Genomic DNA, 22,345 nt, shown 5'->3' with positions numbered 1-22,345 from the left:
TCCATCACGCCAACGCCTGCCTGACCCGTTCCAGAAAACGTTCCGCCGTGAACGGCTTCTGGAGAAAATCAATTCCCTCTTCGAGCATCCCGTCGTGGACAAAGAGCTCATTGGCGTAACCGGAAATATACAACACCCTGAGCTTGGGTAGGGATTCATGCAAACAGCCGTACAGATCCCTGCCGTTCATCTCCGGCATGACCACATCGGTTACCAGCAGGTCGATGATGGACCTGTTCTGCCGGGCAAGTTCCCGGGCCGCGGCGGGATGGTCCGCCACAAGCACGCGATAGCCCGATGACTCCAGCAACTCCACCGCCATCTCCCGGACCATGTCGTTGTCCTCCACAACCATGATGCTCCCGCCGCGTGGCGTACCGGGCGCCACCGTCGGTGCAACGGGCTCCAGCTCCTTTATGGCCGTTTCATGGTGGCCGAGCGGCAGATAGAGGCAGAAGGTCGTCCCTTCCCCACTGCCGCTTCTCACGGTGATATACCCTTCGTGCTGCTTGATGATGCCGTAGACCGTAGCCAGGCCGAGCCCTGTCCCATGCCCCATCTGCTTGGTGGTGAAAAACGGCTCGAAGATGTGCACCAGGGTTTTGTCATCCATGCCGCAGCCATTGTCGCTGAAGGCCAGCAAGGCATAGGGACCGGGCCGCATGCCGGGATGCAGGCGGGCGTACTCGTTGTCCAGCACCACATGGCCGGTTTCGACGATGATGGTGCCGTTCCCCGTAATCGCATCCTGGGCATTGACCGCCAGATTGAGCAGGACCTGCTCGATCTGGCCGCGATCCGCCAGGATGACGACCTTTCCCGGCGCCAGACGGATATCGATGGAGACACTCTCCCGAATGGTGCGGCGCAGGATATCCTGGAACATGCGGACGATCCCGTTCAGGTCCACCGGCTGGATCGTGAGCATCTGCTTGCGCCCGAAGCTGAGAAGCTGCTGGGTCAGATCCCGCGCCTTGCAGGCCGCCAAGATAATCCCCTGGGTCTTGCCCCTCAGGGGGTCGTCCTTGGCCAGTTTGTTCTGCATCATTTCGGCATAGACGAGTATGGGGGTCAGGAGGTTGTTGAAGTCATGGGCGATCCCGCCGGCCAACTGCCCGATGGCCTCGATCTTCTGCACATGGTGCAGTTGCACCTCAAGATGGTTCCGCCGTTCCTCGATCTTGAAGCGTCCGATGGCGATGCTGGCGAGATGTGCGGCGGTCTCGATCATCCGGATCTCGAATTGATCCGGTGTCCGTGGCTCCCGGTAGTACATGGCAACGGTACCGAGCAACTCATCCTCCGACGAAAACACCGGTTCCGCCCAACAGGCGCGCAGGCCCGCTTCCCGGGCGGGGATGAAGTCTCTCCACGAGGGGTGTGCCGCCAGATCATCCACGATCATCCGCCGGTATCGGCGGCCATCCGCCCCGCTGGACAGCAACCACTGACCGGGCCGTTGCCCGTCAACGGCCTGGTTATAGAAATCGGGGAGGCTCGGGGCGACGCCACGGCGGAGGTGTTGTTCATCCTCATCCAGCAGGAGTATGGAGCAGAGTGCGCCTCTGCACTCCTGCTCCACAAAACCGACAATATGGAGCAGGAGGTCCGCCAGACCGGCGCCGGTCGCCATCTCTTCCAGGATGCGCAGCCTGGTATGCTCGCGCAGTTCGTTGCGCTTGCGCTCACTGATATCCCTGACGATGCTGAGGATCAGGCCCTTCCCATCATCCGTCATGGCCCGGGCATGGATTTCCACCGGCAGGACCGCTCCACCTTTGACAAGGTAGGCCGACTCGAAGATCGCTTCGCCGCGTTCCAGGGTCGTGGCGGTGTGGACATCAGTACAGGCCACAAATTCCGGGGTCTGTAGGTCACGGAGGTTCTTGCGCAGCAGTTCGTCCTGGGTAAAGCCGGTCATGTGGCACAGGGTAGTGTTGACGTGCAGCAGATGCCCCTCGCTATCCGTCAACAGGATCGCGTCGTTGGCGGCATCGATTTGCGCCGCCTTGAGCCGGACCTGTTCCTGTTCCTCCCGCAGGGAGTTCTGCGTCCCCTGCAGCCGGTCGAGGTAATTCAGCAACAGGTGCATCAGCAGGAGGATGGTGAGGCTGAGGCCGGCCAGGATGGTTGCCTGAAAAACGGCTTTCTGCCGCCAGGAATCCAGGAAGTCGCCCTGGTGCAGGGAGACAACAGCCACGACGGGAAAGCGGGAAATCCGATAGTATGAAATAATGCGGGGGATGGTATCCTGGGGACTCTGAGAGCCGCGAAAGGTTCCTGCCGGGGCATGGGGAAGGTAGCGCCGGAAGAGAGCGGACTGTCGGAAATCGGTCGTATAGGCATTTTCGGCAAACGGCTCGTTCACCAGCGGTGCCCCGTCGGTTCGGATCAGAAGCACCTTGCCGCGCGGCCCGAGGCTCGTCGAGGTATAAAAGCGATGGAAGTAATCGATCTCGAAAGCCGCCGCCACCAGCCCGGAGAAGCTGCCGTCCGCCGCAACGAGCGGCCGTGTCATGGTGAAACGCCAGCAATTGCTCAGCCGGCTCACGAGCGGTCTGCTGAAAAAGAGCCCGGCGTGGGGATTGCCCCTGCCGGAAAGAAAATAGTCGCGGTCGGCAACGTTGATCTGCCGGGAAGGGAACTCCAGGGAATTGACCGCCATGACCCCGTTGCGGTTGACGATGAAGATCGCGCCGATCTGGGGGGTGTCGCCTCCCTGGCGCCTGATGAGGTGGAACAGGGTGCGTTGATCGACCCGCTCCACCCCCCCGCGCTGATCGATCTCGCTGGCGATATCCTGCAAGGCGCGGTCCGCCTCGGCAAAGGCGCTGCCGGCATGTTCTCCGAGGGCGCGGGCATACCCCTCGGACTGTTTTTCGGCAGCATTGACGATGGCGTGGCGTTCGGAAACCATGTGCCAGGCCGAGATAGCGATAACAACCACCAGCAGCAGCCCGACGATAAACCTGACGCGTGTCTTGAACTGAGTGATGGTAAGTGCGGACCGTTGCCTCACGGGGGTGCTCCAGGGCATTTTATTACTTAATTCCAATAATGCAAACTTTGTATACTAACTCAAACTCGCAACGTCTGCCAGCAATAAAAGCCTTATTGGAACACCCCCGCAACGGAATCCTATTCCTTGATCTGCCCCTGAATGCCGATGGTAACCTCTTTGTAGGGTATCTGCTTGCCGCTGGCGGCGATGGCCTGCCGGGCAGCTACGGCGATCCCCCCGCAGCAGGGCACCTCCATCTTCAGCACCGTGACGCTCTTGATATCGGAACGGATAAAGAGTTCGGTCAGCTTCTGCTGGTAGAACTGGTTGTCGTCCAGTTTGGGGCAGCCCATGACAACGGCGCGCCCCTTGAGGAAATCCTCGTGGTAGCCGGCATAGGCCACCGGCACGCAGTCGGCCGTGATCAGCAGGTCGGCGTCCTGAAAATAGGGGGCGCTGGTGGAGACCAGGTGCAGTTGCACCGGCCACTGGGCCAGTTGGCTCTGGCGGCTGCCGGTGGGTTCTGAAGCGGCCGCCTCCTGCGGACGGGCGAAGCTCATGGCGCGGGAGCCGGGGCACCCGCCGCCGTGGTGAGGAGCCGGTGCCGGTGCGGCGTGATGATGCGGCGCAGGTTTCCCGTGGGTTGCCAGGTGCTGCTCAACGGCCGCTTCATCGAATCCGTCGGCCTCCCGTTCTTCAACGGTAATGGCGTCACGCGGGCACTCGCCCAGGCAGGCACCCAGGCCGTCGCACAGGTTGTCCGCCGAAAGGCGCGCCTTGCCGTCAACGATCTTTATGGCCCCTTCGGCGCAGGAGGGGACGCACAACCCGCAGCCGTCACATTTTTCCTGATCTATCTTTACGATCTTTCTCAACATGTTTTTCTCCTTTTTTCAGAATGTTCGTATTTTTTTGATTCGGCCTTTATCTCTGTGTTCCTCTGTGTCTCTGTGGCAGGTTATGACTCTCGATTTCAGAAGAAATAATGCCAGAGGTAATCAAGCCGCCCTCGCAACAGCAGTTTCTTCCCGGAATAGGCCATGATCTCCTTCACCTTTGCCCGGTTTGCCTCGTTGTAACAATGAATCCGGCACCGTTTACAGGTCGGCTTCTCCGCCTCCAGGGGGCATTTCAGCCGCCGGGCGACGGCATAGGCCATAAATTCGGCGCATTCTGCGCACAGGGTGTGCTCTCCCACCCCTTCCGGAAGGCAAAACCGCGAATGTCCGCCGGCCCCATGCTTGCCGGTGCAGTAGACCTCCACAAACCTGCCGATCAGCCTGATATCCTTTTTCTGCTGCTTTGTAAGCGCTTCCATGATTGTCATCATGCCCCCTTATCCCGGAATCTTACATGACAAAGGTCAAATAAACTCCTTTTGCGGGCCGGCTCCATTTTTTCCTTTGCCTCTCCCCCCGGATTGCAGGTAATATGACCCGATTTCATCACTACCGGATTGCGAATTTAGAGTCTATAGACCCCATGGCAGAGCAAAGAAAAGAAAAACTTACCAAAGAACTACAGGGGATGGCGCTCACCACGGTCGGCGTCTTCATCCTGCTGGCGTTTGTGACCTTCAACGCCGGCGATGTCTCCTTCAACAGCTACTCCAACGAGGGTACCGTCCATAACCTGGGGGGGCGTCTGGGCGCCCAGGTGGCCGACCTGTTCTTCATCTGCTTCGGCCTGGCCTCCTACCTGGTCCCCCTGGCCCTCCTGTACATGGCCTACACCCTGTTCCGCTTCAAAGAGATCCGCCTGCGTTCCTACAAGCTTTTGGCGTTTTTCGGATTGATGTTCACCCTTTCCGTCCTGTTCGCCTTCTTCCGGGACAAGACCATGTTCCTGGGTCAGCAGGTGCCCACCGGCGGCGCCGTGGGGGTGATCGCCGCCCGCCAGCTCCGGGCAACGGTCGGCGTAACCGGCTCCATGCTCCTGCTGCTGCCGCTCCTGGCGGCCTCGATCATGATCCTGTCGCGCTTCTCCTTCATCCTCTTTGCCGGGTGGTGGCTGGAAACCCTCAAGCACAAATGGCTCGCCTGGCAGGAACGCCGCGCCCACGGGCTCAAGGAGCGCCAGCGGGAAAAGGCCAAGCAGGAGGGGATGCCGGTTGCCGCGGCAGCGGCCGGGCCGGTCATCAAACCGGCAACTCCGCCGCCGGTCCAGGCCAATGTGTTCAAAAAAGAGAAGGCCAGGAAAAAGGAAGCCGAAAAGAGCGCCTCGGTCCAGGAATCCTTCGAGTTCATCAAGGCCGACGGCGACTTCCTTACCCCCCCCTTCTCCCTGCTGGACAATCCTCCGGTCACCGAGAAGAAGCTGGATCGGGACGCCCTGACCATGAACGCCCGGCTTTTGGAAAAGAAACTCAAGGACTACGGCATCGACGGCGAGGTGGTGGAGATCTGCCCCGGTCCGGTCATCACCATGTACGAGTTTTCCCCCGCCCCCGGCATCAAGATCAGCCGGATCGCCGGACTGGCCGATGACCTTACCATGGCGTTGCAGGCCATGTCGATCCGGATCGTGGCCCCCATTCCCGGCAAGGGGGTGGTGGGGATCGAGGTCCCCAACCGCGACCGGGACATGGTCTTCCTGCGGGAAATCTTCAACTGCGAGGAGTTTCACCACAACAAGATGAAGCTCCCCCTGGCCTTGGGCAAGGACATCGCCGGCATCCCGGTGGTCACGGACCTGGGCAAGGCGCCGCATCTGCTGGTGGCCGGCTCCACCGGATCGGGCAAGTCGGTCTCCATCAACACCATGATCCTCTCCCTGCTCTACACCGCCACGCCTCAGGATGTGCGCATGATCATGGTCGATCCCAAGATGCTGGAATTTTCCATGTACGAGGGCATCCCCCACCTGCTGCTGCCGGTGGTGACCGAGCCCAAGAAGGCCTCTCTGGCCCTGAAATGGGCGGTCAACGAGATGGAGCGCCGCTACAAACTGATGGCCAACAAGGGCGTGCGCAACATCGAGTCCTACAACAAGAAGCTGGCCGGGGAGGCCTTGGAGCAGGAAGAGTTGAGCGCCATCCCCGAGGCCGAGATCATCGAAGATCTGGAAGAGATCGTCGAGGAGGGTGAGGCGGTTGTCGATCCGATTCCTTTTGCCGTGGACGCCGAGGAGGAGTTGGAACACAGCCATCTCCCTTACATCGTGGTCATCGTGGACGAGTTGGCCGACCTGATGATGGTGGCCGGCCGCGAGGTGGAGGAGCACATCGCCCGCCTGGCCCAGAAGGCCCGCGCCTCGGGCATTCACCTGATCCTGGCGACCCAGCGCCCGTCGGTGGACGTCATCACCGGCCTGATCAAGGCCAACCTGCCGTCGCGCATCTCCTTCCAGGTGTCGTCCAAGGTCGATTCGCGCACCATCCTGGACTGCAACGGAGCCGAGAGCCTCCTGGGGGCCGGCGACATGCTCTACATGCCGCCCGGCACCTCCAAGCTGCAACGCATCCACGGCGCCTTTGTCTCCGACGCCGAGGTCCAGCGGGTGGTGGATTTCCTCAAGAAGCAGGGCAAACCGGTCTACGAGAAATCGATCCTGGAGATGAAGGATACGGACGAGAAGGGGAGCGACGGGGAGGAAGAGGAACAGGACGAGCGCTGGGAGGATGCTCTGCGGCTGGTGGCCGAGACCAAACAGGCCAGCATCTCCATGGTCCAACGCCGTCTGCGCATCGGCTACAACCGGGCTGCGCGCATCATCGAGATGATGGAACGGGAAGGCATGGTCGCCCTCAGCGACGGCACCAGCAAACCCCGGGAGATCTACACGGACATCATCAATGCCTACCTGAATTCCCAGCTGACGCGGTGAGGTGAAACCAATGAGTTCGCTACGGGCAGCCGCTATCCAGTTCAACGTCAGGCAGGGTGCAGTGGACGCCAACCTGGCCCATGTCCGGGAGGCCCTGCGACGCGCCGCCGCACAGGGTGCCAACCTGGTTGTGCTGCCGGAGATGTGGTCCAGCGGCTTCGCCTACAAGAGCCTCAACGAACTGGCCCAGCGTACCGCCGGGATCGTCGAGGAGTTGTTGGCCCTGTCGCGGGATCTGAAACTGGTGATCGTCGGCAGCATGCCCGAACCCAACGGGGACAAGGTGTTCAACACCGTATTCCTGGCCGACAACGGCACCCTGGCCGGGGTCTACCGCAAGATCCACCTCTTCTCCCTTTTGGGGGAGGATCGCGCCTTTTCCGGCGGCAACCGCTGGCTGGTGGCCGAGACCTCCGTAGGCAAGGTCGGCGTGATCATCTGCTACGACCTGCGGTTCCCCGAGCTTTCCCGCCGGCTGGCCGTGGAAGGGGCCCAAGTGATCTGCATTCCGGCCCAGTGGCCCCGCCCCCGGGAGGAACACTGGCGCACGCTACTCCGCGCCCGGGCCATCGAAAACCAGCTCTTCGTGGTGGCCTGCAACGCCTGCGGCCCCATCGGCAAGCTGGAGCTCTTCGGCATGAGCATGGTCATTGATCCCAAGGGTGAGGTGCTGGCCGAGGCGGGCGACGGTGAGAGCGAAATCGTAGCCGACCTGGACATGCAGGCCATGGCGGACTGGCGGGCTCAGATACCCTGCTTCAACGATCGCCGGCCCGAGTACTACTGATGCAAACAAAAAGTCCGCCACAGAGACACGGAGACACAGAGAAAAGCATTAAGATCACGAACTCAGGGCTTGTACCAAATTTTATTTCTTTTGTTTTTTCTCTATGTTCCTCCGTGTCTCTGTGTCTCTGTGGCAGATTCTAAAGATTCTAGAATTCTATCCATACCGGGAGTCAGAGATATGTCCGTAGCAGAGCAGATGGCCGTCATTAAGCGCGGCGCCGTGGAAATCCTTGTTGAAAAGGAACTGGAAGAAAAGCTGGAGAAGTCCCTCAAAACCGGGGTTCCCCTGAAGATCAAGGCCGGCTTCGACCCGACCGCCCCGGACCTGCACCTGGGCCATACCGTGTTGATCCAGAAGCTGCGCCAGTTCCAGCAACTGGGGCATGAGGTCAACTTCCTCATCGGCGACTTCACCGGCATGATCGGCGACCCCACCGGCAAATCCGTGACCCGCAAGGTTCTGACCCGCGAAGATGTGCTCAGGAACGCCGAAACCTACAAGGAGCAGGTCTTCAAGATCCTCGACCCGGCCAAGACCAAGGTGGTTTTCAACTCCGAGTGGCTCAACAAACTGGACGCCGGCGGCATGATCGGCCTGGCCTCCAAATACACCGTGGCCCGCATGCTGGAGCGGGACGACTTCAACAAGCGCTTCACCAGCCAGCAGCCGATCAGCATCCACGAGTTCCTCTACCCCCTGATCCAAGGGTACGATTCGGTGGCGCTCCACTCGGACGTGGAGCTGGGCGGCACCGACCAGAAGTTCAACCTGCTCATGGGGCGCGAACTGCAGCGGGAGTGGGGCCAGCCGCCCCAGTGCATCCTGACCATGCCGCTCCTGGAAGGGCTGGACGGGGTCAACAAGATGTCCAAGTCCCTGGGCAACTACATCGGCATCAGCGAGGCCCCCGACGAGATCTTCGGCAAGGTCATGTCCATCTCCGACGACCTGATGCTGCGCTACTACGAACTGCTCTCCGACATGCCGCTGGCCGAACTGGAACGACTGAAGGCCGGGCTGGAGGATCATTCCGTCCACCCCATGGCGGCCAAGAAGGCCTTGGGACGCGAGATCGTCTCCCGTTTCCACGGTGCCGGGGCCGGCGAGGCCGCGGAGGAAAATTTCGTCAAACGTTTCAAGGAGAACGAGATCCCGGACGAGATGCCCCAGGTCGGCTACCCCCTGGCCGACGGCCCGGTACTCCTGGCCCGTGCCATGACAGAGGCCGGCCTGACCAAGTCCAACGGCGAGGGGAGGCGTTCCATCGACCAGGGAGGGGTCAAGCTGAACGGCGAAAAGGTCAGCGACACTAACCTGGAGCTGGCCAGCGCCGGCGAGTACATCGTCCAGATCGGCAAGCGCAGGTTTGCCAGGATCGTGATCGCCTGAACTATTTCCCAGGCCTGGCCGCAAGCGGCTTCATGGGAAGTTATCATGCGCTCCCCTGTCTCCGGCGTGGTAGAATAAGCAGGAGATGATGAGATCGTGAAAGGGGGTGCACCTATGACCACACGCAAGGAAAAAGATACCCTCGGCGAGATGGAAATCCCCGCCGAGGCGTATTACGGTGCCCAGACGGCACGGGCGGTACGCAACTTCCCCATCTCCGGCCTGAAGCCCCATCCCGCCTTTGTGTGGGCCACGGTGGCCATCAAGAGGGCGGCGGCCAAGGCCAACATGGCCGGCGGCAGGCTCCCTGCCGAGATCGGCGATGCCATCGTGGCGGCAGCCGACGAGGCGTTGGCCGGCAAATTCGACGCGCAGTTCGTGGTCGATCCCTTCCAGGCGGGGGCCGGCACCTCCCACAACATGAACATCAACGAGGTCCTGGCCAACCGGGCCCTGGAGCTTCTGGGCAGGGAGCGGGGAGACTTCTCCACCCTGCACCCCAACGACCATGTCAACATGGCCCAGTCCACCAACGACGTGATCCCCACCGCCATCCGCCTGGCAGCGCTCAAAATGCTCGATCCGCTGTTGGAGGTCCTGGAGGGTTTGGAGAAGGCCTTGGCCGACAAGGCCCGGGAGTTTGACCCGATCCTCAAATCGGGGCGCACCCACCTGCAGGATGCGGTACCGATCCGCCTGGGACAGGAGTTCGGCGCCTATGCCGAGGCCGTGCGTCGGAGCCGCGAGGGGTTGGAGGGATGCCTTCCGGCGCTTTTGGCAGTGGGCATCGGCGGCACCGCCGTGGGCACCGGCCTGAATGCCGAACCGGACTACCGCAAACGCATGGTGGAGGAGTTGGCCGCTGCAACCGGTTTTCCGGTCATTGCCAGCGGCAACCTGTTCGAGGCCATGCAGAACATGGACCCCTTCCTGGCACTCTCTGCGGCCCTGCGGGGGACGGCGGTCGCCATCGGCCGCATCGCCAACGACCTGCGCCTCCTCGCCTCCGGGCCGCGCACCGGCCTGGACGAGATCCGTCTGCCGGCGGTCCAGCCCGGTTCCTCGATCATGCCGGGGAAGATCAACCCCTCCATGGCCGAGATGATCAACATGGTCTGCTTCCAGGTGATCGGGTGCGACCAGGCGGTCATGTTGGCGGCCCAGGCCGGACAGTTGGAGTTGAACGTGATGATGCCGCTGATCGCCTACAATGTGCTGTTCGCCATGGAACTGCTCACAAACGGCGTGCGCAAATTCACCGAATCGTGCATACTGGGAATACAGGCCAATGCGGAACGCTGCCGCCGCTATCTGGAGGAATCTTTGGGGCTGGTGACGGTGCTGGCGCCGTACATCGGTTACAACGCCGCGGCCGACGTGGCCAAGGAATCGGTGGCGACCGGCAAGTCCATCCGGCAGATCGTGCTGGAACGCGGCCTGATGCTGGAAACGGAACTGGAAGCGGTCATGAAGCCGGAACACCTGACCGAACCGGGGTTGCCGTTACGTTGATACCACTTGAGCAGGGGAACACAGGGCTGATAAACGGTTTTACAGGGATGTGCAGAATGAAGGCCCCTCCATCATGCCTCCCTGGTGACTCGGTTTTCACGACTTTGTGTCATTACACATACCAAAAAGGAGAACAGCGATGAAAGCAGAAGTCGAAAAGGTACTTGAAATGGTGCGGCCCGGCCTGCAGGCCGATGGCGGCGATGTGGAACTGGTGGAGGTGACCGACGATGGCGTCGTCAAGGTTCGTCTGAAGGGTGCCTGCGGCAGTTGCCCCATGTCCACCATGACCCTCAAGATGGGCATCGAGCGGGCCGTGAAGGAGCAGGTCCCCGGCGTCAAGGAAGTGGTGCAGGTATAAGCTTGCTAACCATGACTCGCTTGCGGGGGAAACGGTCTGCCGTTTCCCCCGCAGTGCGTTGAAAGCGCCGAAGAGGGGTCAAGCCCGGCGATAGGAAACGATCAGCACCGCCAGCAGAATCACCCCGCCTCCGACAAAGAACGACAGCGACAGATGTTCCCCCAGCACCAGCCACCCCAGGAGCGCCCCCACCACCGGCTGCAGAAAGAAGAAGACCGAACCGGAGCCGGCCTCCACCAGACTCATCCCCTTGTTCCAGAGATAGAAGGCCCCTGCAGTGGAAACAACCCCCAGGTAGAGCACCGCCCCCCAGAGCACGGGATTACCCAACCCGCTGACCGGCAGGAAGCGCCATTCGATGACCATCGCCGGGGTCGTCATCAAAGTGGCCCAGAAAATGGCCCCGGTGGTGATGACCAGAGGGGACAGGCTGGCCGAGAATTTCCGGGCCAGGACCGACAGGAGCGCCCAGGTGACGGCGGCGCCGATCAGGGCCAGATTGCCGGCCAGTACCCGGCTGCCGGTGGCGGTAGTGTCCCACCCCACAACGATGATGACCCCGATGCTCGCCAGCAGCACCGAAAACAGCTTGCGGGGGATCAGGCGTTCCCCCAGCATGAGCCAGGCAAAGAGCAGGATAAAGACCGGGCTGGCGGAGGTGAGGATCGCCCCGTTGTGGGCCGAGGAGAGGCGCGTCCCGATGAACTGCAGGCCGACCGAGACGAAGTAGCCCACAAAGCCTACGGCGATAAAGGCGCGATGGTCACTGCGGGTCAGTGGGACGGTCTTTTGACGCGCGGCCAGCGGGTAGAGTGTGATAAAGGCGGTGACGTACCGCAGCCAGAGCAGGGTGAAGGGGGGGATGAAATCGAGGGTATATTTGCTGACCACGTACATGCCGCCCCAGATGGAGGCCGCAGCAGCCAGGGCGCAGTACCCGCGCATGGTCTGACGTTCGCTTGTATGCATGCTGTCCTTTTCCGATGGAGAGAGGTGATCCTGCCGAAGAGAGTATTCGTGTGTATATCACACAATTTTTCCTTTAAATTAAACAAAATGTAACAGATCGCACAATTCGCTTGCAGGCGTACTGTTTACCGTGATAAAAAACAATGCTTTTTTTCTTTGTAAAAGGCACCTGTTTTCATACACTTTTACGCATAATCACGGGATATCCTGCATGTTCCTGCAACAACTCATCAACGGCATTGCCCTGGGCTCCACCTACGCCCTGATCGCCCTGGGTTACACCATGGTGTACGGCATCATTGCCCTGATCAATTTCGCCCACGGCGAGATCTTCATGGCCGGGGCGTTCGTCGGCCTCCTCATGGTGGGCGTCTTCAAGCTCAATATCTTCCTGGCCATGGCCTGCGCCATGATCTTCTGCATGATCATGGGGGTCGTCATCGAGTTCATCGCCTACCGCCCCCTGCGCAAGTCGTCCCGGCTCTCGGCGTTCATCTCCGCCATCGGCGTCTCCACCTTCCTCTCCTCCCTGGCCCTGATGGTCTTCGGCGCCAACGCCAAGGGCTTTCCCGATCAGGCATTTCCCTCGCACCAGATCAGCATCGGAGACGCGGACATTTCGACCCTGCAACTCCTGATCATCGGCGTGTCGGCGGTGCTGATGATCAGCCTGGAGTTCATCGTTCAGAAGACCAAGGTCGGCAAGGCCATGCGGGCCACCTCCGAAGACTACAACACCGCGGCCCTCATGGGGGTCAACGTCAACTTCGTCATCTCCTTCACCTTTGCCCTCGGTTCGGCCCTGGCCGCCGCCGGCGGCGTGCTGGTGGGGATGCTCTTTAACGCCGTTTCCTTCAACATGGGCCTGATGGCCGGCCTGAAAGCCTTTGCCGCCGCCGTCCTGGGAGGTATCGGCTCCATACCGGGGGCCATGCTGGGCGGCCTCCTCCTGGGCGTGACCGAGGTATTCGGGGTGGCCATCGGCTACTCCTCCTACCGCGACGCCATCGCCTTCGCCATTCTCGTATTGGTGCTGCTGGTCCGGCCCACCGGGCTCCTGGGCCGCAAGATCCTGAAGAAGGTCTGAACATGCTGCAAGGCTTTGTCAATTCCATCGACCCCTATTTCCTGCAGATTCTGGTCAACATCGGCATCGGGATCATCCTGGCGCTGGGTCTCAACATCATCACCGGACTGACCGGCCAGTTGTCACTGGGGCATGCCGCCTTCATGAGCGTCGGCGCCTTCGCGGGCGCGCTCCTGACCCTCAAGGTCGGCACCCCGTTCTACCTTACCCTCATCCTGAGCGGCCTCTTCACCGCCGCCGTGGCCGCCCTGATCGGCTGGCCGATCCTGCGGCTGACCGGCGACTACCTGGCCATCTGCACCCTGGGTTTTGCCGAGATCGTCAAGGTGGTCTTCCTCAACCTGGAGATCACCAACAAGGCCCTGGGCCTGACCGTCCCACCCCCACAATCCGCGTTGCCCATGCCGGTGATCGTACTGATCGTCGCCATTTTGACCATCATCGCCTCGACCTTCATCCAGAATTCCCGCTTCGGCAGGGCCCTCAAGGCGATCCGGGACGACGAGATCGCGGCGGAATCCATGGGTATCAACATCGCCCGCTACAAGGTCCAGGCCTTTGCGGTCAGCGCCTTCATGGCCGGGACCGGCGGCTGCCTCTACGCCCATTTCCTGGGGTACATCAACCCGTCCGACTTCGGCTTTCTCAAGTCCGTGGACATGCTCAGCATGATCGTCCTGGGCGGCCTGGGAAGCATCCCGGGCGCGGTCTTCGGCGCTTCCATCCTCTCCGCGGCCCCCGAATTCCTGCGGTTCATGTCCCAGTACCGCATGATGGTCTACGGCGCCCTCATGGTCTTCTTGATGGTCTTCCGCCCCAACGGGCTCCTGGGGGGCATCAACTTCACCGACCTGGTGCTGCGCAAGCTGGGGGTGAGGCCGCGCGGCGCGGTTCGCACCTTGGAGGAGAAACACTGATGGCGCTGCTCAAACTTGATAACGCCACCATCCGTTTCGGTGGCCTGGTTGCGGTAAACGGCGTCAACCTGGATGTGGAAGAGGGGGAGATCATGGCCCTGATCGGCCCCAACGGCGCCGGCAAGAGCACCATCTTCAACCTCATCACCGGCATCTACCCCCCCACGGAGGGGGGCATCAGCTTCAAGGGCAAAAGCATCGCCGGACTGCAACCCCACATCATCGCAGGCGGAGGCATCGGCCGCACCTTCCAGAACATCCGCCTGTTCAACGAACTCACCGTCCTGGAAAACGTCCTGATCGGCGCCCATACCAGGGGAAGCTGGAACCTGACCGGCGCGCTGCTCAAACTGCTCCCCCCGGTGCGCCGGGAAGAGGGGCGGCTCCTGGAACTGGCCATACGCTGCCTCTCCCAGGTGGACCTGGCCCACAAGGCCTACGAACTGGCCTGCAACCTCCCCTACGGCGAACAGCGCCGCCTGGAGATCGCCCGGGCCCTGGCCATCGAACCGGCCCTGATCCTGCTGGACGAGCCGGCAGCCGGCATGAACCCCCAGGAGAAGCAGACCCTCCTGACGATGGTGCGCAACATCCGCGCCTCCGGGGTGACCGTCTTTCTGGTGGAGCACGACATGAAATTCGTCATGGGGCTCTCGGACCGCATCGCGGTCCTGGATTACGGCGTCAAGATCGCCGACGGCCGTCCCGAGGAGGTCCGGGCCAACCCGGCCGTCATCGAGGCCTACCTGGGGAAAGGAGCCACGAACTGATGCTGTCGGTCGAGAACCTTTCCGTCAACTACGGCGCCATCCGCGCCCTGCACGACGTCTCCTGCCGCGTGGAACAGGGGGAGATCGTCGCCCTCATCGGCGCCAACGGCGCCGGCAAGACCACCATACTCAACACCATCTCCGGCATCGTCCCCTCCATGGGCGGCGTCATCGCCTTTGAAGGCACGGAGATCACCCACATGGCCCCGCACCTGATCGTGCGCAAGGGGATCTGCCAGGTCCCGGAAGGGCGCCGCGTCTTCGCCCGCATGAGCGTACAGGAAAACCTGGAGATGGGCGGCTTCATCCTCTCCGGCAAGCAGGAGGTCGCCCAGGGGATCGAGCGCGCCTTCACCCTGTTCCCCCGCCTGGCCGAACGCCGCAAGCAACCGGCCCGCACCCTCTCCGGTGGCGAACAGCAGATGCTGGCCATGGGGCGGGCGCTCATGTCCAACCCGCGCCTGCTGCTCCTGGACGAGCCCTCCATGGGGCTAGCCCCCATGCTGGTGGAGAAGATCTTCGAGATCGTGGTGGAGATCAACAAATCCGGCACCACCATCATGCTGGTAGAGCAGAACGCCTCCATGGCCCTGTCCATCGCCCACCGCGCCTATGTGCTGGAAACCGGTGAGGTGGTCCTGTCCGGCGACGCCGGGGAGCTGGCACGCAACCCCGAGGTCAGGAAAGCCTACCTGGGGGAATAAGCGCCCCTTGCCCTATGTATCGTGACGCCCTGCCGGGAAACCGGTGGGGCGTTTTTTGTTTGGGGGATCACCCCACCCCGGCCTCTTCACCACCCAACCGGGCTCTTCAAACCAACAAAGCCCCTCCGATCCAGAGGGGCTTTGTTGTGCAATCCGCACCAAACCCGGTATATTCCCCGATGCAGCGGCAGCATCTGGTCTTTTCGGTTAGTCGATTCCGTAGATCAGGCTCACGCGCCCGCATTGAAGCTGCTGAACCTTCCGAAGTTCAAGCCCACGACAACGTTCCGTCGTCGCAAAGAGCCCCTTCCCCTCACCGGCGATCAGCGGATAAATAATAAGCCGGAGTTCATCCACGAGTCCGGCATCGATAAGGCTCGCCGTTGTTCGAGCACCCCCAATGAGATAAATGTCCTTGCCAGACCGTTGCTTGAGAGCAGCGATTTCCTCCAGTCCCCGAATGAAGCTCGTGTTTGGCCAGAGCGCCGAAGTCAGGGTGCGCGATAGCACATAATGCGGGGTCTGCGCAATGAAGCGTGCCCATTCAAGCTCAGCAGGTGTCGGCGGGTTGCCAGTGATCCATGCAGGCTTGTCCGGCTCATTCTGTATCCCGGTCCAATACTGCTCGTAGCCGGGGTACATACCTCCCCCCAGCAAGCACGCATCTACTTCAGGCATCACGCCGTAGTCATCCGACCATGCTTCTACCCACTCCGCATAGCCCTGAGGCCCCTCGAACTTCCCATCAACAGTAATTTTCATTCCAGAGATTAATTTACGCATGGTAGTAACCTCCATGCTTTATGATAGCAAATTGCTTTTTCACCATCAAGCGCTCAACGCTTGCACCTTTTCATGGGCTGAAATCGGGACATCCATGTGCCGTCTTCGGGGCTGTCACCCCGGTGCGGCAGATTGAGGTAGTGCCAACCCACCAAAAATAAAACATCTTGACTTTGCCGTTTTGTTCCTCTTATGATGACCCATATCCAAAAGGCAACGAAGAGGAGTAGTAGTCGTTTCAGGCTTCCCAGAGAGCCGGTGGTTGGTGCGAACCGGTAAGCGTGATCGATGAACTCGCCTCAGAGCCGTTTCGGTGAACCTCTGGCTAGCCGAAGCCGTCCTCCCGCGTGAAGGGTGAATCGAGGCCTGATACAGATCATCGTGTCGGGTGAAAAGGGTGGTACCGCGAATGTGCTTATAAAGCCTTCGCCCCTGTTTGGGGCGGAGGCTTTTTTTATTTTTGATCACCATACCACGACGCCGGAATTCTACCCCCGGCAGAGCGAAAGCGCCGAAAAGGGGATATACTTGCCCCAGGGCTTTCGACGAACGAACGGCGTTGTGTACAACCAGGAAAGGAGCGTAGCGAGACATGGCAAAGGCACCGACGAAAAAACAGAAGCAGGACGACCGGCAACTCATCAGGGTTTTTGACACCACGCTGCGGGACGGCGAACAGGCCCCCGGCAACAGCATGAATATCGAAGAAAAACTGCGGGTGGCAAAACAGCTCCAGAAGATGAACGTGGACGTGATCGAGGCCGGCTTCCCCATTGCTTCCGAAGGCGATTTCGAGGCGGTCAAGCTGGTGGCCCAGCAGATCAAGGGACCCCAGATCGCCGGTCTGTGCCGCGCCGGCGACAAGGATATCGACCGGGCCTGGGAGGCGCTGAAATACGCCGGTGACAAAGGGCGCATCCACACCTTTATCGCCACCTCCGACATCCACATGCAGTACAAGCTGAAAATGGAGCCGGCCAAGGTGCTGGCGGCGGCCATCAAGGCGGTCAAGCGGGCCGCCTCCTATACCCCCAACGTGGAGTTTTCCTGCGAGGACGCCACCCGGACGCGGCTGCCGTTTCTGGCCGAGGTGGTCGAGGCGGTCATCGACGCCGGCGCCACCACGGTCAATATCCCGGATACGGTCGGCTACACCATCCCCTTCGAGTATTTCAACATCATCACCTACCTGAAGGAGCATGTGCGGAACATCGACCGCGCCATCATCTCGGTCCACTGCCACAACGACCTGGGGCTGTCCGTGGCCAACTCCATCGCCGCCGTGCAGGCGGGCGCCCGCCAGGTGGAATGCACTATCAACGGCATCGGCGAACGGGCCGGCAACTGTTCCCTGGAGGAATTCATCATGGCGCTGCGCACGCGTCACGACATCCTCCCCTTTACCACCAACGTGGCGACCGAACAGCTCACCCCGGCCAGCCGGCTCCTCACCAACATCACCGGGATCGGGGTCCAGCCCAACAAGGCGATCGTGGGGGCCAACGCCTTTGCCCACGAGGCGGGCATCCACCAGCACGGCATGATGATGGACAAGTCCACCTACGAGATCATGACGCCGGAATCGGTGGGGCTTTCCGCCAGCGCCCTGGTGCTGGGCAAACACTCCGGCCGCCACGCCTTCAAGCAGCGCCTGGAGGAGTTGGGGCACGAACTGGACGACGACAAGCTCAACCGGGCCTTTGAGCGCTTCAAGGCCTTGGCGGACCTGAAGAAGGAGGTCTTCGACGAAGACCTGGACGCCATCGTGATGGAAGAGTCCCGCGAGGACGTGAAGTACCGGCTGGGCCACATCACCGTCACCTGCGGCTCCTTTGCCGTGGCCACCGCCACGGTGCAGCTGGAGATCGACGGCGAGCCGGTGCGCACCGCCGAACTGGGCGACGGTCCTGTCGATGCCACCCTCAAGGCCATCAAGAAACTGACTAAGACCAAGGCCAAACTGGTGCAATACAACGTGGGCGCCATCACCAGCGGCACCGACGCCCAGGGCGAGGTCACCGTGCGTGTGGCCGAAGGGAACAACGTCGTGGTGGGCAAAGGTTCCTCCACCGATATCATCGAGGCCTCGGCCAAGGCCTACGTTCATGCGCTCAACAGGTTGAATTTACGGCAGAAGCGCCTCAAGGAAACCGTCTGACCCGGCCTCACCTCCCCTACTTCCACAAAAGGCCGGGCAGCAATCGCGCCCGGCCTTCGTTCCTTTTCTGTTGAAAATTCCTCAGCCGAGCTTCACCGTCTTGTAGAGAAAATTCTTGAACTTGTACAGCCGCAGCCGCTCCTCCTCCGCATCTCCGCCCCCCACCGCCTTGAGGTGGCGCGCCACGGCCGGCAGGGTCTTGCCCGCCGTGGCGCGTGCCTTCTCGATCACCAGCCGCACCGTCTCCCGCGGGATGTCGCTGCGGGTGAACGGCTCGTAGACCTCGCCCCAGAAATCGCCCCCCGCGGCGATCCGTTCCAGGATATCATCCGCCAGCCGCTTGTCCAGGTCGCGGGCCGGCGGGAGCGGCCGGGCACCGGTATCGCCCTCACCCATGCCGGCAATGGCCTGGGCGATAGCGTCGCCGGAGATGACGTTCGTGCGCCGGAAAAAGAGCGTCCTGAGCAGGATGCTGCGCAGTTCGCGGATGTTCCCCTTGTAGGTGTGCCGCGTGAGGATCTCCTTGGCCCCCTTGGTGAGGACGGGGGGCTTGTCCGAGGGTTCACTTTCGCCCCGGTAGGTGCGGTACAGCTTGCCCAGGAAGTGCACCGACAGGTCGGGGATATCCTCGCGCCGCTCGTTGAGGGAGGGGAGGCGGATGGAGAGCTCGGCCAGGCGGTGGTACAGGTCCTCGCGGAAGCGGCCAGCGGCGATCTCTTCCTGCAGGTTCTTGTTGGTGGCGGCCACCACGAGCACGCGGCTGTAGCGTTCCGTGTTCTCCCCCAGGCGCACGAACCCGCCGTTGTCCAGGAAGCGGAGCAACTGCACCTGGGTCTTGGGGTCGGCGTCGCCGATCTCGTCCAAAAAGACGATGCCGCCGATGGTCTCCTCCAGGATGCCGCGCCGGTCGGTGTAGGCGCCGGTAAAGGCCCCCTTCTTGTGGCCGAACAGCTCGGAATAGGTCAGGTCGCCGGCATAGGCGGCGATGTTGGTCTTCTTGACCGGCAATTCGCCCCCTGGATTGATCTGCTGGCGGTAGAGGCCGTTCAGATTGTTGTAGAGGTTGTTGAAGAAGAACTCCTTGCCCGAACCGGTGGGCCCGGTCACCAGGATCGACGGGAGCCCGATGGTGGCCTCCTGGAGGATGTTGCGGTTCCAGAAGACGATCCGGTTGAAGAGCGGCGGCGAGACGGTGCTGATGAACTCCACCACGGCCTGGGACGCGGAGCTGTTGCCGATCATGTTGCCCAGGCGGTAGGAGGAGACGTGCGGGTCCTTGTAGGCCACGTCGCTGGTCAGCCGGTTCACCTCCCCCTGGAGGCGTTCGATGCGCTGCAGGTCCGAGACGTGCCGGGCGGTCAGGGAGCCGATGATCTGCAGGATGCGGCGGTGTTCTTCGCGGAAATGATCGTAGTACAGGGAGTTGAGGCAGATCACCGCGATCACCTCGTCGTCGCAGATGACCGGCACGGCGATCTCGCTCTTCAGGAGATCACTCATGGAACGGTGGAAGCCATCGGCCTGCTGTTCCTCCTCGACCTTTGCTATGATCTTGGGCTGCTTGGTGAAGGCCACGTAGCCGGTGAGGCTGCGCTCCTCGGGCGGCAACTCCGGGCCTCCGATCAGAAACGGGGGGATGTACTTCTTGAGCCACTCCTTGTTCTTGGCGCCGATGATGTTCCCGGCCTCGTCCTCCACCACCAGCCACTTGACCCCGTCCCGCTCGCTGACCACGGCAATGCTGCCGGTATCCGCGCCGATCAGCTCGGTGGCCTTGGAGAGCACCTTGGTCAAAAACGGCTGGAGGCTCTCGGTGCTCTCGTTCAACAGGTCGGTGATCTCGGACAGGACCCGGATCTCCAGGTGTTCCCCCCCCACCTCGCTGATGACCCGTTCCACCATCTCGGCATGGGTTTGCAACAGCCCCATCTCGAAATCGCTGAAACGGTGCAGGTCGTGGGAAAAGTAGTTTACCAGGCAGATGATGCGACGGCTCTTGGGCTCGAAACGCGGCACCACGTACAGCGAACGCAGGGCCATGGACTCGGTCAGCTCCCGCTTTTGCAGCCGGTGCTGGGTCAGGTCGGCGATGAAGATCGGCTTGAGCAGGCGCTCGTCGTCGATCACCGCCTGATCGTTCACATACAGGGAGATCAGTGATTTGCCTTTGTGCAGATCGATGGCGCCCTGCTGGTCGTAGAGCGCCTTGAGTTGGGCGTCCTCCGAATAGCTGGCCAGGATCTCCAGTTCGCCCACCGTTGCTCCCGGCTGCTGCCCCGGCACGAGCACCGACGCCAGGGAGAGCTTCTCGATCAGCCGTACCGCGGACTGCACCATCATGCCCGCAGCCTCCCGGGCCTTGAACTCCTCCAGACGGCGGGCCAACTGCACCTGCTGGTGGTAGATGCGGGCCTGGTCCAGCCGGTCGGCCGCGAAACCGGCAAAATCGGCCAGGAGGGACTTGTCCTGGGCACTCAGGATCTCTCCGCCCGCCTCGCTGTCGACGCAGAGCACGCCGATGGACTTGCCCAGGCTCACCACCGGCATGATCCAGGCGGCGCGAAAGGCAAAGGTCTCGGCAAAGAGGCGGTCGGCCGAGAGGGGCGGGGCGGCGGCGCTCCTGAAATCCACGGGATACTGGCTGACGAAGACGCTGGAAACCACGGTTTCGGTGGAGATGATCGGGAAATGCACATCCCGGATGGTCGCCGCCTGGTCGCCGGTGGCATAGACGCAGGAGAGCGCCCCCCGGGTCAGGTCCTCCAGGTAGATGCGTACCCGCTCGCTCCCCGACAAGAGGCGGGCCCCCTCGGAGAGGGCGTACAACAACTCACCCTGGTTTTCCTTGCCGTAGGTGGCGATCTTGGCACGCAGTGCGTCCAGTCTGGTATCGGTGGGCATATGCACTCCTGAAGCCGGGTTGGCATGCGCGCTACGGAGCGGCGCATCCCGTGCTTGTCGGCGACCCGAGTTGAGTAAATATTTTACACAGTTGAGTGTAGCGCGGAGGGCGACGGAGTGTCAAGCGGAGCGGATAATAACGGTTTCAAATCTAGGGGGTGGGGGAGGCCAAAAGGGTCTGTAAGGAATTGGTGTAAATGTCAAACCTGCCGCCTAGCAGCCCCCTTTATAGCACTCAGGTTGTTTTTTGCTCGGGCCATAACCGGAGCAATCTTTCGTTTCGGTTTGTTTATTTCAACGATAAAGCTTGTTGCCAAGGCCACGGGCTTTACCTCATTGCCGTTCTTTTCAAGCTTGATAATCCCACGAGCCTCCAACGAATGCAACGTTCGGGAAAGATTACTCGCCTTTCGCCCGGTCATCTCTACCAACTGCTTCATATTATCCGGTTTTACTTCATCAATAATCTGCAATAGCTCCTGATTTTCATCCCCCAGAAGCTGTGCAAATGACTTGATCGATTCGAACCACATTTTAGGCTCATCAATGGCCGGTTTGTAATCACCCTTTGCGATTGCAATTGTTTTCGCTATAAAATCATCTTTAGAGATGATTCCCACCCTGACTGCTTTTCCCATAATAATACCTCTTACTTAGATGTTACTTTTTCAACGACATTCCAAAAATCCACGAGCAATTGTGCAGGAGTTTTGAAATCATATTCCTGAACGGTTTCAGTCTTGTGTTCATGATCCCATTCGACCTTTCGGCCAATGTATCCCTTTGGCTTGCGCTGGGGAGCATGAGCGTTGTCAAATCCTATTACTCTTTTATTGTATCTATCATGTAAAGTCAGACTATAGTTGATGCCGTGGGGCCTATGTTTATTTGGCGCCACCAGCCATGCCTCAAATTTAACCCAATAACCATCATCACCAAATTCAAAGGTGGTCCCGTGCAGGGACAAAAGTGTGTCGAGTCCGGTATCCCTCTCTTCTATATATGAATCCGGTTTTTTTGACATTTATCACCTAATGATAAACATACGTTATTTGCTGCCCAAATACAAATTATTTTGGAACATTTCCGGGCGCAGGTTCAACTTATAAACAACATTTAGAATGTTTAAATATCAAAGGTAGCCTCCCCAGGCAATCTCCCAGGGTTATGGCGTTGCC

At 60.7% G+C, this 22,345-nt stretch carries 18 protein-coding genes and 1 other annotated feature; of the genes, 10 read left to right on the top strand and 8 right to left on the bottom strand.

Annotated features, from left to right (window positions below; all coding sequences use genetic code 11):
- Positions 1-4: 4 nt before the first annotated feature.
- From ET418_RS13670 to ET418_RS13660, 3 genes are all read right to left on the bottom strand, one after another.
- Positions 5-3,019 (bottom strand): ATP-binding protein, encoded by a 3,015-nt coding sequence (locus tag ET418_RS13670; RefSeq protein ID WP_246153081.1) that lies wholly within the window; start codon positions 3,017-3,019, stop codon positions 5-7.
- Positions 3,020-3,138: 119 nt separating this feature from the next.
- Positions 3,139-3,879, bottom strand: coding sequence for an ATP-binding protein (locus ET418_RS13665; protein WP_149308421.1), 741 nt, complete (start codon positions 3,877-3,879; stop codon positions 3,139-3,141).
- 95 nt (positions 3,880-3,974) lie between these two features.
- Positions 3,975-4,331, bottom strand: coding sequence for a nitrous oxide-stimulated promoter family protein (locus ET418_RS13660; RefSeq protein WP_149308419.1), 357 nt, complete (start codon positions 4,329-4,331; stop codon positions 3,975-3,977).
- A gap of 152 nt (positions 4,332-4,483) precedes the next feature.
- Here ET418_RS13660 and ET418_RS13655 point away from each other — a divergent pair, with 152 nt between their 5' ends.
- From ET418_RS13655 to ET418_RS13635, 5 genes are all read left to right on the top strand, one after another.
- Complete coding sequence (locus ET418_RS13655) at positions 4,484-6,826, top strand: DNA translocase FtsK (protein WP_149308417.1); 2,343 nt, start codon at positions 4,484-4,486, stop codon at positions 6,824-6,826.
- A 10-nt stretch (positions 6,827-6,836) separates the two neighbouring features.
- Positions 6,837-7,613: a carbon-nitrogen family hydrolase gene (locus tag ET418_RS13650; RefSeq protein ID WP_149308415.1), complete on the top strand. Its 777-nt coding sequence runs from the start codon at positions 6,837-6,839 to the stop codon at positions 7,611-7,613.
- A 180-nt stretch (positions 7,614-7,793) separates the two neighbouring features.
- Positions 7,794-9,005, top strand: coding sequence for a tyrosine--tRNA ligase (tyrS, locus tag ET418_RS13645; protein ID WP_149308413.1), 1,212 nt, complete (start codon positions 7,794-7,796; stop codon positions 9,003-9,005).
- A gap of 114 nt (positions 9,006-9,119) precedes the next feature.
- Positions 9,120-10,517, top strand: coding sequence for an aspartate ammonia-lyase (locus tag ET418_RS13640; RefSeq protein ID WP_149308411.1), 1,398 nt, complete (start codon positions 9,120-9,122; stop codon positions 10,515-10,517).
- 139 nt (positions 10,518-10,656) lie between these two features.
- Entirely contained in the window at positions 10,657-10,878 is a 222-nt protein-coding gene (locus tag ET418_RS13635) for a NifU family protein (protein WP_149308409.1), read from the top strand.
- Between the two features lie 78 nt (positions 10,879-10,956).
- Here ET418_RS13635 and ET418_RS13630 read toward each other — a convergent pair whose 3' ends face one another.
- Positions 10,957-11,847 (bottom strand): DMT family transporter, encoded by an 891-nt coding sequence (locus tag ET418_RS13630; protein WP_149308407.1) that lies wholly within the window; start codon positions 11,845-11,847, stop codon positions 10,957-10,959.
- A 211-nt stretch (positions 11,848-12,058) separates the two neighbouring features.
- Here ET418_RS13630 and ET418_RS13625 point away from each other — a divergent pair, with 211 nt between their 5' ends.
- The 4 genes from ET418_RS13625 to ET418_RS13610 are packed head-to-tail and all read left to right on the top strand — an operon-like array spanning position 12,059 to position 15,325.
- A complete protein-coding gene (locus ET418_RS13625) occupies positions 12,059-12,934 on the top strand; it encodes a branched-chain amino acid ABC transporter permease (protein WP_149308405.1) in 876 nt (291 codons plus the stop codon).
- Positions 12,935-12,936: 2 nt separating this feature from the next.
- Positions 12,937-13,851 (top strand): branched-chain amino acid ABC transporter permease, encoded by a 915-nt coding sequence (locus ET418_RS13620; RefSeq protein ID WP_149308403.1) that lies wholly within the window; start codon positions 12,937-12,939, stop codon positions 13,849-13,851.
- Positions 13,851-14,621, top strand: coding sequence for an ABC transporter ATP-binding protein (locus ET418_RS13615; protein ID WP_149308401.1), 771 nt, complete (start codon positions 13,851-13,853; stop codon positions 14,619-14,621). Before ET418_RS13620 ends, ET418_RS13615 begins: the two co-directional genes overlap by 1 nt.
- The gene (locus ET418_RS13610) at positions 14,621-15,325 is read left to right on the top strand and encodes an ABC transporter ATP-binding protein (protein ID WP_149308399.1); all 705 of its coding nucleotides are present in this window, start codon (positions 14,621-14,623) and stop codon (positions 15,323-15,325) included. Before ET418_RS13615 ends, ET418_RS13610 begins: the two co-directional genes overlap by 1 nt.
- Before the next feature lie 207 nt (positions 15,326-15,532).
- Here the strand turns inward: ET418_RS13610 and ET418_RS13605 are convergent, their stop codons facing one another.
- Entirely contained in the window at positions 15,533-16,108 is a 576-nt protein-coding gene (locus tag ET418_RS13605) for a dihydrofolate reductase family protein (RefSeq protein WP_149308397.1), read from the bottom strand.
- 207 nt (positions 16,109-16,315) lie between these two features.
- Positions 16,316-16,545: a binding site (T-box leader), on the top strand.
- 155 nt (positions 16,546-16,700) lie between these two features.
- On the opposite strand from ET418_RS13605, the gene ET418_RS13600 reads away from it, so the two are divergent.
- Positions 16,701-18,266: a 2-isopropylmalate synthase gene (locus ET418_RS13600; protein ID WP_149308395.1), complete on the top strand. Its 1,566-nt coding sequence runs from the start codon at positions 16,701-16,703 to the stop codon at positions 18,264-18,266.
- 81 nt (positions 18,267-18,347) lie between these two features.
- Here the strand turns inward: ET418_RS13600 and ET418_RS13595 are convergent, their stop codons facing one another.
- From ET418_RS13595 to ET418_RS13585, 3 genes are all read right to left on the bottom strand, one after another.
- Positions 18,348-21,167: a GPMC system transcriptional regulator gene (locus tag ET418_RS13595; protein WP_149308393.1), complete on the bottom strand. Its 2,820-nt coding sequence runs from the start codon at positions 21,165-21,167 to the stop codon at positions 18,348-18,350.
- A 200-nt stretch (positions 21,168-21,367) separates the two neighbouring features.
- Positions 21,368-21,805, bottom strand: coding sequence for an HVO_A0114 family putative DNA-binding protein (locus tag ET418_RS13590; protein ID WP_188055566.1), 438 nt, complete (start codon positions 21,803-21,805; stop codon positions 21,368-21,370).
- An 11-nt stretch (positions 21,806-21,816) separates the two neighbouring features.
- The gene (locus ET418_RS13585) at positions 21,817-22,191 is read right to left on the bottom strand and encodes a toxin-antitoxin system TumE family protein (RefSeq protein ID WP_149308391.1); all 375 of its coding nucleotides are present in this window, start codon (positions 22,189-22,191) and stop codon (positions 21,817-21,819) included.
- Between the last annotated feature and the right edge of the window lie 154 nt (positions 22,192-22,345).

It is taken from the genome of Oryzomonas rubra (assembly GCF_008369015.1).
Taxonomy (GTDB): domain Bacteria; phylum Desulfobacterota; class Desulfuromonadia; order Geobacterales; family Pseudopelobacteraceae; genus Oryzomonas; species Oryzomonas japonica.
The sequence above is the reverse complement of the archived record's forward strand: the minus strand, read 5'-3'. Positions and strand labels throughout refer to the sequence as shown.

Excerpts from the sequence above, each read along its gene's own strand:
- ET418_RS13610 (WP_149308399.1), top strand. The coding sequence starts at position 14,621 with ATGCTGTCGGTCGAGAACCTTTCCGTCAACTACGGCGCCATCCGCGCC.
- tyrS (WP_149308413.1), top strand. The coding sequence starts at position 7,794 with ATGTCCGTAGCAGAGCAGATGGCCGTCATTAAGCGCGGCGCCGTGGAA.
- ET418_RS13625 (WP_149308405.1), top strand. The coding sequence starts at position 12,059 with ATGTTCCTGCAACAACTCATCAACGGCATTGCCCTGGGCTCCACCTAC.
- ET418_RS13615 (WP_149308401.1), top strand. The coding sequence starts at position 13,851 with ATGGCGCTGCTCAAACTTGATAACGCCACCATCCGTTTCGGTGGCCTG.
- ET418_RS13620 (WP_149308403.1), top strand. The coding sequence starts at position 12,937 with ATGCTGCAAGGCTTTGTCAATTCCATCGACCCCTATTTCCTGCAGATT.
- ET418_RS13590 (WP_188055566.1), bottom strand. The coding sequence starts at position 21,805 with ATGGGAAAAGCAGTCAGGGTGGGAATCATCTCTAAAGATGATTTTATA.
- ET418_RS13595 (WP_149308393.1), bottom strand. The coding sequence starts at position 21,167 with ATGCCCACCGATACCAGACTGGACGCACTGCGTGCCAAGATCGCCACC.
- ET418_RS13640 (WP_149308411.1), top strand. The coding sequence starts at position 9,120 with ATGACCACACGCAAGGAAAAAGATACCCTCGGCGAGATGGAAATCCCC.
- ET418_RS13605 (WP_149308397.1), bottom strand. The coding sequence starts at position 16,108 with ATGCGTAAATTAATCTCTGGAATGAAAATTACTGTTGATGGGAAGTTC.
- ET418_RS13655 (WP_149308417.1), top strand. The coding sequence starts at position 4,484 with ATGGCAGAGCAAAGAAAAGAAAAACTTACCAAAGAACTACAGGGGATG.
- ET418_RS13600 (WP_149308395.1), top strand. The coding sequence starts at position 16,701 with ATGGCAAAGGCACCGACGAAAAAACAGAAGCAGGACGACCGGCAACTC.
- ET418_RS13660 (WP_149308419.1), bottom strand. The coding sequence starts at position 4,331 with ATGATGACAATCATGGAAGCGCTTACAAAGCAGCAGAAAAAGGATATC.
- ET418_RS13665 (WP_149308421.1), bottom strand. The coding sequence starts at position 3,879 with ATGTTGAGAAAGATCGTAAAGATAGATCAGGAAAAATGTGACGGCTGC.
- ET418_RS13585 (WP_149308391.1), bottom strand. The coding sequence starts at position 22,191 with ATGTCAAAAAAACCGGATTCATATATAGAAGAGAGGGATACCGGACTC.
- ET418_RS13650 (WP_149308415.1), top strand. The coding sequence starts at position 6,837 with ATGAGTTCGCTACGGGCAGCCGCTATCCAGTTCAACGTCAGGCAGGGT.
- ET418_RS13635 (WP_149308409.1), top strand. The coding sequence starts at position 10,657 with ATGAAAGCAGAAGTCGAAAAGGTACTTGAAATGGTGCGGCCCGGCCTG.
- ET418_RS13630 (WP_149308407.1), bottom strand. The coding sequence starts at position 11,847 with ATGCATACAAGCGAACGTCAGACCATGCGCGGGTACTGCGCCCTGGCT.